This is a genomic window from Microbacterium sp., from assembly GCF_031178525.1.
In the GTDB taxonomy this organism is placed as follows: Bacteria; Actinomycetota; Actinomycetes; order Actinomycetales; family Microbacteriaceae; genus Microbacterium.
In genome coordinates this window covers 1-9,276 of the sequence record NZ_JAPSJA010000094.1, presented here as the reverse complement: position 1 = coordinate 9,276, position 9,276 = coordinate 1, and the positions used below count along the sequence as shown (strand labels likewise).

General features: G+C 69.4%; 9 protein-coding genes. 2 read left to right on the top strand and 7 right to left on the bottom strand.

The genetic code is table 11. The features are described 5' to 3' along the window. Nucleotides 1–229 precede the first annotated feature (229 nt). From pstB to RIF89_RS07855, 7 genes are all read right to left on the bottom strand, one after another. Nucleotides 230–1,009: a phosphate ABC transporter ATP-binding protein PstB gene (gene pstB, locus RIF89_RS07885; RefSeq protein ID WP_309068580.1), complete on the bottom strand. Its 780-nt coding sequence runs from the start codon at nucleotides 1,007–1,009 to the stop codon at nucleotides 230–232. Between the two features lie 41 nt (nucleotides 1,010–1,050). After that, complete coding sequence (gene pstA, locus RIF89_RS07880) at nucleotides 1,051–2,142, bottom strand: phosphate ABC transporter permease PstA (protein ID WP_309068579.1); 1,092 nt, start codon at nucleotides 2,140–2,142, stop codon at nucleotides 1,051–1,053. Continuing rightward, nucleotides 2,142–3,104, bottom strand: coding sequence for a phosphate ABC transporter permease subunit PstC (gene pstC, locus RIF89_RS07875; RefSeq protein WP_309068578.1), 963 nt, complete (start codon nucleotides 3,102–3,104; stop codon nucleotides 2,142–2,144). Before pstC ends, pstA begins: the two co-directional genes overlap by 1 nt. A 132-nt stretch (nucleotides 3,105–3,236) precedes the next feature. Beyond that, the gene (locus tag RIF89_RS07870; RefSeq protein ID WP_309068577.1) at nucleotides 3,237–4,352 is read right to left on the bottom strand and encodes a phosphate ABC transporter substrate-binding protein PstS; all 1,116 of its coding nucleotides are present in this window, start codon (nucleotides 4,350–4,352) and stop codon (nucleotides 3,237–3,239) included. Nucleotides 4,353–4,521: 169 nt separating this feature from the next. Continuing rightward, on the bottom strand, nucleotides 4,522–5,463 hold the full coding sequence (locus RIF89_RS07865) for an NUDIX hydrolase (RefSeq protein ID WP_309068576.1): 942 nt from the start codon (nucleotides 5,461–5,463) through the stop codon (nucleotides 4,522–4,524). Next, nucleotides 5,460–7,631, bottom strand: a complete 2,172-nt coding sequence (locus RIF89_RS07860; protein WP_309068575.1) for an RNA degradosome polyphosphate kinase — start codon at nucleotides 7,629–7,631, stop codon at nucleotides 5,460–5,462. The genes RIF89_RS07865 and RIF89_RS07860 overlap by 4 nt, the downstream gene beginning before the upstream one ends. Nucleotides 7,632–7,690: 59 nt before the next feature. After that, nucleotides 7,691–8,380 (bottom strand): response regulator transcription factor, encoded by a 690-nt coding sequence (locus RIF89_RS07855; protein WP_309068574.1) that lies wholly within the window; start codon nucleotides 8,378–8,380, stop codon nucleotides 7,691–7,693. A gap of 164 nt (nucleotides 8,381–8,544) precedes the next feature. On the opposite strand from RIF89_RS07855, the gene RIF89_RS07850 reads away from it, so the two are divergent. Together RIF89_RS07850 and RIF89_RS07845 are read left to right on the top strand one after the other, a co-directional pair. Next, nucleotides 8,545–8,835 (top strand): hypothetical protein, encoded by a 291-nt coding sequence (locus RIF89_RS07850; RefSeq protein ID WP_309068573.1) that lies wholly within the window; start codon nucleotides 8,545–8,547, stop codon nucleotides 8,833–8,835. A 142-nt stretch (nucleotides 8,836–8,977) separates the two neighbouring features. After that, nucleotides 8,978–9,276, top strand: a 299-nt coding sequence (locus RIF89_RS07845; protein ID WP_309068572.1) for a heme-binding beta-barrel domain-containing protein, incomplete at its 3' end; no start/stop codon positions are given.

Here is a 9,276-nt window from a genome sequence, read left to right as displayed (position 1 = left end):
TGCCCCGCTGGGTGACCTGCCCCCGGGAGACGACCGCCCAGCCGGGCCCGTCCGATCCGGACCCGTCGATCACGCGGCGGGCGGCGACGAGCAGGGCGGTCATGCGGTCATCCTCTCAGAAGCGGGCCCCGCGGCCGGCGACCGGGCCGCCGAACGATGACGCGACCGCCGCGGGGGTAACGCCGAACGGCCTCGCCCGAGGGCGAGGCCGTTCGGCGAGGCGGACGGCTCAGCCGAAGCGGCCCGAGACGTAGTCCTCGGTCGCCTGCACCGACGGCGTCGTGAAGATGGTCGAGGTCGTGTCGTACTCGATCAGCTTGCCGGGCTTGCCGGTGCCCGCGATGTTGAAGAACGCGGTCTTGTCGCTCACGCGCGACGCCTGCTGCATGTTGTGCGTCACGATCACGACCGTGTAGTCGTTCTTCAGTTCGGCGATGAGCTCCTCGATCGCGAAGGTCGAGATCGGGTCGAGGGCCGAGCAGGGCTCGTCCATCAGGATGACCTCGGGCGACACGGCGATCGTGCGGGCGATGCACAGGCGCTGCTGCTGGCCGCCCGACAGGCCGGAGCCCGGGCGGTCCAGGCGGTCCTTGACCTCGTTCCAGAGGTTGGCGCCGCGCAGCGACCTCTCGACGAGGTCGTCGGCGTCGCTCTTGGAGATGCGCTTGTTGTTGAGCGTCACGCCCGCCAGCACGTTCTCGCGGATCGACATGGTCGGGAACGGGTTGGGCCGCTGGAACACCATGCCGACCTGGCGGCGCACGAGCACGGGGTCGACGTTCGAGCCGTACAGGTTCTGGCCGTCCAGCAGCACCTCGCCCTCGACGCGCGCGCCGGGGATGACCTCGTGCATGCGGTTGAGCGTGCGCAGGAACGTGGACTTGCCGCAGCCCGACGGGCCGATGAAGGCCGTCACGGTGCGGGGCTGGATGTCGATGGAGACGCCCTCGACGGCGAGGAAGTCGCCGTAGAAGACGTTGAGGTCGTTGACTTCGATGCTCTTGGACATCTGGGTCTCTCTTTTCTGGAGGTCGTTCGGGTCGAGGGGAGTCAGCGGCCGGTCATCTTCGGCGCGAAGATCTTGGCGATCAGGCGCGCGGCGAGGTTGAGGACCATGACGATCAGGATCAGCGCGAGCGCGGCGCCCCAGGCGCGGTCGATGTAGGCCTCCGGCGGGATGCCGGGGTATTTGGCCTGCATGTAGGCGAACACGGGCAGCGTGGCCATCTGGCCGTCGAACATGTTGAGGTTCATGTTCGGCACGATTCCCACCGTCAGCAGCAGGGGCGCCGTCTCGCCGATCACGCGCGAGATCGCCAGCATCACACTGGTCGTGATGCCCGCGATCGCGGTCGGCAGGACGACCTTGACGATCGTCAGCCACTTGGGCACACCGAGCGCGTAGGACGCCTCGCGCAGTTCGTTCGGGACGATGCGCAGCAGCTCCTCGCTGCCTCGCACCACGACCGGGATCATGAGCACCGACAGCGCGAGCGAGCCCATGATGCCCATGCGCGTGCCGGGGCCGACGAGCAGCGCGAACACCGAGTAGATGAACAGGCCGGCGACGATCGACGGGATGCCCGTCATGACGTCGACGAGGAAGGTGATCGCCTTCGCGATCCGTCCGCGCCCGTACTCGACGAGGTAGATCGAGGTCATGAGGCCGATCGGCACGGAGATGACGGTCGCGCCCAGCGTGATCAGGAGCGTTCCCCAGATCGCGTGCACGGCACCGCCGCCCTCACCGGCGACGTTGCGCATCGAGAAGCTGAAGAACTCGGCGTCGAAGCGCTGGATGCCGTTCGCGACCACGGTGAACAGCAGCGAGATCAGCGGCAGGAGCGCGATCAGGAAGGCGGTCGCGACGAGTCCCGTCATGACCCGGTCGGTGGCGTGCCGCCGCGTCTCGGCGATCGAGGAGATCACCGCGATGCCGACGAGGTAGAGCAGCATCGTGACGACGAGCGCGCCCGCGATGTTGAACTGCGCGACGTCGCCGCTCGAGTTCAGGAGGGCGAACAGCACGACGGCGACGAACAGCGCGAAGCCCAGCAGCGCCCAGGGCGCCCACCGGGGCAGACGGCCGGTGGTCAGGGAGACCTTCGGCGGGGCGGCGGCGGCGACGATGGTGGCCGACATCAGTTCGCTCCAGAGAACTCGGCGCGGCGGGAGACGATCCAGCGCGCGATGGCGTTCACCGCGAAGGTGACGATGAAGAGGATGAGGCCCGCGGCGATGAGCGTCGATACGCCCTCGTCGTGCGCCTCGGGGAACCGCAGCGCGATGATCGCCGGGATCGTCGTGGGGTTCTCGGGGTTCAGGAGGTTGAACGTCACGACTCCCAGCGGCGAGAGCACGAGGGTCACGGCCATGGTCTCGCCGAGCGCGCGGCCGAGGGCCAGCATCGCGGCGGACACCATGCCGCTGCGCGCGAACGGCAGGACGGCCATCCGCACCATCTCCCAGCGCGTGGCGCCCAGGGCGAGCGCGGCCTCCTCGTGCAGCTTGGGCGTCTGCAGGAACACCTCACGGCAGATCGCCGTCATGATCGGCAGGATCATCACGGCCAGCACGAGCGACGCCGTGAGGATCGTCTTGCCCGTGCCGGACGGCGTGCCGCCGAACAGCGGGATCCAGCCGAGGTTCTCGTTGAGCCACTTGTAGAAGGGCACGAGCGCGGGCGCGAACGTCAGGGCGCCCCAGAGGCCGAAGACCACCGACGGCACGGCCGCCAGCAGGTCGATCACATATCCGAGCAGGGCAGCCAGGCGACGCGGTGCGTAGTGGGAGATGAACAGCGCGATGCCGAGGGCGATCGGCGCGGCGATGACGAGCGCGATGGCCGACGCCCAGAGGGTGCCGAACACGAACGGCCACACCCACTGGAGGAACGGCTGGCCCTCGAGGATGTGGTTGCTCGACGTATCGGGCTGGAAGGCCGGCAGCGCCTGGACGATCAGGAAGAGGGCGACGGCGGCGAGCGTGATCAGGATGATCGTGCCGGCCGCCAGCGCGGTGCCCGAGAAGATGCGGTCTCCGGGCCGAAGCACGGGCTTCGCGGCGGGAGTAGAGCTGCCGCGCTCCGTCGTGGTCGTTGTCATTCGGTCCCGCTCCTCTGGGTCCTCAGTGTCATGCTCGGGTGCTGACGGGTATCAGCGGCGCGGCGATGCCCTCGCGCTCGAATCCCACGGGGGGACAAGCGCGAGGGCACCGTCGCTATCGCTGAAACAGGGTCAGTCGACCTTGATCGCCTCGAGAGCGGTCGCGATCTGCTCCTGCAGGCCGGCCGAGAGCGGCGCGCTGCCGGCGGCTTCGGCGCTGACCTGCTGGCCCTCCTCCGACGTCACGTAGCCGATGTAGGCCTTCGTGAGGGCGGCGACCTCGGGGTCCTCGTACTCGGTGCAGGCGATCAGGTAGCTGACCAGCGCGATCGGGTACGAGCCGGCGGGCGCGGCGGCCGCGTCGACCGCGAAGGCCAGGTCGTGGTCCGAGCGGCCCTCCTCGAGCGGCGAGGCCTCGACCAGCGCGGCGGTCGCCTCGGCCGAGTAGGCGACGTACTCGTCGCCGTTCTTCACGGCCACCTGGCCGAGCTCGGAGGTGCGCGACGCGTCGGCGAAGCCGATGTAGCCGGAGCCGTTCGTGATGGCGTCGACGACGCCGGAGGTGCCGTCGCCTGCCTCACCCGACTGCAGCGGCCACTCGTCGGAGGGCTCCTCGGTCCACACGTCGGGCGCGACGGCGGCGAGGTAGGACGTGAAGGTCTCCTGCGTGCCCGAGGCGTCGGCGCGGTGCACCGGCACGATCGCCTGGTCGGGCAGCTCGACGCCCTCGTTCTGCGAGGCGATGGCCTCGTCGTTCCAGTTCGTGATCTCGCCCGTGAAGATCTTGGCGATGGTCTCGCCGTCGAGGTTCAGGGTGTCGATGCCCTCGAGGTTGAAGGCGATGGCGACGGGGGAGATGTACGCCGGGACCTCGACGATGTCGTCGGTGACGCACGCGCCGAAGCCGCCCGCCTCGAGCTCCTCCGCGTCGAACGCGCGGTCCGAGCCGATGAAGTTCGACGCACCGGAGATGAAGTTCTCGCGGCCGGTGCCCGAGCCGGTGGCCGTGTAGAGCACGTTGGCCTCGGGGTTGGCGGTCTGGAACGCGGCGACCCACGCCTGCTGCGCGGCCTCCTGCGACGAGGCGCCGGTGGCCTCGATCGTGCCGCTGACCGTGGTCCCGGAGCCACCCTCGGAGGGGGCCGCCGAGCCGCTGTCCGCGGAAGGCTCGTTGGCGGCGCAGCCTGCGAGAGCGAGAGCAGCAACCGCGCCGAGGGCCGCGATGCTGGAGAGACGGGTGATCTTCACTGTGTATCCGTTTCCATGAGGGATTCAGGACGTCCCCGCCGGGTTGCAGGGCACAACCGTGAACGTAGGAGGGGGTGGTGACGAGACTGCGGTGGAATGGTGAACGGCAGGTGAACTGCCCGCATCGATCGCGCATATGACCGCGGATTCGCGGTGTGCTCCCAGGTCGTCAGACCTTCGGCGCGTGCGTCTCTATCGCGACGATTCCCGATCCGGGATTCGTCGCCGAGATATGCACCACGCTGAATGCGCCCGTCTCGAGCGCCGCGGCGTCCGCCAGATATGCGCCGCGCATCGTGCCCGTCGCGAGCGCGAGCTCGCTCAGGATGTCCGGCAGCACCGGGCCGTGGCTGCACAGCACGGCGGGCTTGCCCGCCCGCACCCGGCGCCCGACGACCTCCCGCACATCCGACGTGCCGTCCTCCCACGCGTCCTGGCTGATCAGATCCGTCTCCTCGATCCGCCGCGCGATGGCCTTGGACAGCGGGCCGACCGTCGCGACGCAGCGCACGGCGGTGCTGGTGACGATCCGGCGCACGCCGAACGCCCGCAGGCCGCCGACGACCGCCTTCGCCTGCGCCTTGCCGCGCGGCGTCAGGGGGCGCCCCGCGTCGCCTCGGTCCCACTCGTCGCGCGGCACGGCCTTCCCGTGCCGCAGCGCGATCACGGGGAACGTGTGCAGCACGCCGTCGTCCACGAGCCGCTCGAAGTGCTCGAGGATCTCGATGTCGACCGGGTAGCTGAGCCTGGCGTGCGCCTTCTTCAGACCGACCCATTCCAGGCCCGCGACCTCGTCGTTCGGAACGAAGCTGCTCGCTCTGATCGCCTCGTCCGACGCGGCCGCCGACCAGTAGTGCACGATCTTCTGCTTGCCGTTCGGCATCCCGTAGCGCGAGACGCCGAGCGGCGCACCGAGGGAGGTGCGGATGCCGGTCTCCTCGAAGATCTCGCGCACGGCGGTCTCCGCGAGCATCTCGCCGGGATCGACCTTGCCCTTCGGCAGCGTGATGTCGCGGTACTTCGTGCGATGGATCAGCAGCACGCGCACCTTGCCCTCGGAGAGGCGCCACACGACACCGCCCGCCGCGTAGACGGCGAGATCGGACGTCATCGGATCGCGCGCGCCTGACGGCGGCGCTTGACGGCGGACATCCGGCGGTCCTGCAGGTCGAGGAGCGGCTTGCCGTCCTCGCCGGTGCTGTGGCGCGTCCACACGCCGTCCGCGCCGAGGTGCCAGGAACTCACGCGCTCATCCATCGCGAGCTCGAACAGGTTCAGCAGCTCCTGCACGTGCTTGGGCGCGGTGACCCGCACGAGCGCCTCGACGCGGCGATCGAGGTTCCGGTGCATCATGTCCGCGCTGCCGATGAAGACCTCGGGTTCGCCCTCGTTCTCGAACGCGAAGATGCGCGAGTGCTCGAGGTAGCGGCCGAGGATCGAGCGCACCGTGATGTTGTCGCTCACGCCGGGCAGGTCGGTCCGCAGCGAGCAGATGCCGCGCACCCACACGTCGACCTTCACGCCCGCGATGCTCGCGCGGTAGAGCGCGTCGATGATCTGCTCGTCGACCATCGAGTTGACCTTGATCCGCACGTGCGCCGGCTTGCCCGCCTGCGCGTTGCGGCGCTCGCGGTCGATGAGGCGGATCAGGCCCTTCCGCAGGTGGAGCGGGGCGACGAGCAGGCGCTTGAACTTCTTCTCGATCGCGTAGCCGCTCAGCTCGTTGAACAGTCGCGTGAGGTCGCGGCCGACGAGCGGGTCGGTCGTGAACAGCCCGAAGTCCTCGTACAGGCGGCTGGTCTTGGGGTTGTAGTTGCCCGTGCCGACATGGCTGTAGTGGCGAAGCTCGCCCTTCTCCTCGCGGATCACGAGCGCGAGCTTGCAGTGTGTCTTCAGTCCCACGAGGCCGTAGACGACGTGCACGCCGGCCTTCTCGAGCTTGCGGGCCCAGACGATGTTGTTGGCCTCGTCGAAGCGTGCCTTGACCTCGACCAGCGCGAGCACCTGCTTGCCCGCCTCGGCCGCGTCGATCAGGGCCTGCACGACGGGGCTGTCGCCCGATGTGCGGTACAGGGTCTGCTTGATCGCGAGCACGTGCGGATCCCGCGCCGCCTGCTCGAGGAACGCCTGCACGCTCGTGGCGAACGACTCGTAGGGGTGGTGGACGAGCACGTCGGACTTGCGGATCGCCGCGAAGACGTCGGCGCGCGCCTCCTGATCGACGGGCTGGAACGGCAGCGCGGTGGTCGGCACGTGCGGCGCGTAGCGCAGGTCCGGGCGCTTGATCCCCGACAGCGCGAACAGTGCGCGCAGGTCGAGCGGGCCGGGGAGGCGGTACACCTCCTGCTCGGTGATGTCGAGCTCCTTCACCAGCAGATCGAGCGTCACGTCGTCCATGTCGTCCGTGATCTCCAGGCGGATCGGCGGACCGAAGCGGCGGCGGAGCAGCTCGGCCTCGAGCGCCTGGATGAGGTTCTCGCTCTCGTCCTCCTCGATCACGACGTCCTCGTTGCGCGTGAGGCGGAACGCGTGGTGATCGAGGATCTCCATGCCGGGGAAGAGGTCCTCGAGGTGCTGGGCGATGAGCTCCTCGAGCGGCAGGAATCGCATGGCGTGCCCGTCGCCGCCGGGGACCTCGACGTAGCGCGGCATCATCGGCGGCACCTTGAGGCGCGCGAACTCCTGCCGCCCCGTGCGCGCGTTGCGGATGCGGATCGCGAGGTTCAGTGACAGGCCCGAGATGTAGGGGAACGGATGCGCCGGGTCGACGGCCAGCGGCATCAGCACGGGGAAGACCTTGGCGTGGAAGTAGTCGTACAGCGCCGAGCGCTCGTCCTTGTCCAGCGCCTCCCAGCCGACGACGACGATGCCGGCCTCCGCGAGCGCGGGTCGGACGGCGTCGTTCCAGACCTTCGCGTGTCGCAGCTGGAGGGCGTGCGCTTCCGACGAGATCGCCGTGAGCGCGTCGGTCGGCGAGACGCCGACGTTCGTCGGCACGGCCAGTCCCGTGACGATGCGCCGCTTCAGGCCCGCGACGCGGACCATGAAGAACTCGTCGAGGTTGCTCGCGAAGATCGCGAGGAAGTTCGCGCGCTCCAGCAGGGGCAGCGTCGGGTCCTCCGCCAGCTCGAGCACGCGCTGGTTGAACGCGAGCCAGCTCAGCTCGCGGTCGAGGTAGCGGTTCTCCGGCAGCTGCGCGTCCGGCGCCTCGACGGCCGCGTCGAAGTCGTCGTCCTCGGCATCGCCGATGCCCGTGTCCACGATGGCGGAGTCGATCATGTCGGCCATCCTGCCACCGTCCCGTGTCCTCGTCGTGAACTCGGGCTGTCTCGCCCCGGTCAGGACTTCGTGGCGGACGGCAGCTGGTCGTCCTCGTAGACGTTGAAGCGGTATCCCACGTTGCGGACCGTGCCGATCAGCTGCTCGAGGTCGCCGAGCTTGGCGCGCAGGCGGCGCACGTGCACGTCGACCGTGCGCGTGCCGCCGAAGTAGTCGTAGCCCCACACCTCGCTGAGCAGCTGCTCGCGCGTGAACACCCGGGAGGGATGCGTCGCGAAGAAGTGCAGCAGCTGGAACTCCTTGTAAGTGAGGTCGAGCGGCTTGCCGTGCACCTTCGCCGAATACGAGGACTCGTCGATCGTGATGCCGGAGGTCTGGATCCGGGTGCTGACCTGCTCGCTCGCCTGGCGGCCGATCGCGAGGCGCACACGCGCATCCACCTCGGCGGGGCCCGCCGTGACCAGGATGACGTCGTCGATGCCCCAGTCGGTGGACACCGCGGTCAGGCCGCCCTCGGTCACCACGAGCACGAGCGGCGCGTCGAGGCCCGTGGTGTTCAGGATCTTGCACAGCGACTTCGCGCCGACCAGGTCCGTGCGGGCGTCGACGAAGATCACGTCGGCGCTGGGCGCGTTCACCAGCTGGGCGGGCTCTGCCGGGATCTGCCTGACACGGTGACTCAGCAGTTCGAGCGCGGGCAGAACCGCTCCGCCGCCGGGGGCGGAGCTCAGGACCAGAAGCTGTGCCAAGCGATGTCCTTCCGACGCAGGTGGGGACCGCGTCCTCGGCATCGATGCGGTGGGGTCGCCGCATCGTGCCCCCATCATAGAGGTCTCGCCGTGGGCGCTCCGACGCGCGCGGCGGGGTGCTCGCCGGGGCCCGGTGCGTATCCCGCGTCGTGGACAATGGGGGGATGACGGTCCCAGAACTCGCCCCGCGGCGCCGCTACGGCGGCATCGCGACCACGTGGGGCTTCGCGCTCCTGGTCGGGCTGGCCATCGCGGTGTTCGTGCCGTTCGAGGAGCGGTTCCGGTGGTTCGGCCTCGCGGGCGGCGCGTGCCTCATCTTCGCGTTCACCGCGCATCTGATCGACGGGCGGGCGAAGGGGTTCGTCTTCCGTGTCGGCGTCGCGGCCCTCGGTGGCATCACGATCCTCGGCGTCGTGGCGCTCGTGATGGTGCTGGCCGCCGTGAGTCCGGCGTGACCCGATAGACTGACGGTATGGATCTCGTCGCGCTCGAACTGTTCTTCGTCGGGCTGCTGGGCCTCGCCAGCCTGGCGATCGCCTTCATCTCCGGCGCGGTGGTCTGGAACCTGTTCCGCGGCCAGCGCTGAAAGGCGGCAGCATGATCGAGCTGCCCGCAGACCTCCCCGCCGACCTCGCGCCGCTGTCGTGGCTGATCGGCGTATGGGAGGGCACCGGCGTGATCGACTATCGCGTCGGCGACACCCACTTCGAGGGCGAGTTCTCGCACCGGGTCAGCTTCAGCCATGACGGCGGTCCGTTCCTGAACTACTCCGCCTCGGCGTATCTCTCCTCGCCCGACGGAGAGCCGGCACGTGCGCTGAATGCCGAGACCGGCTTCTGGCGGGTGGCGCGTCCCTCGACAGCGGCCGAGCCCGGACCCGGCCTGCTGCCGCCGCG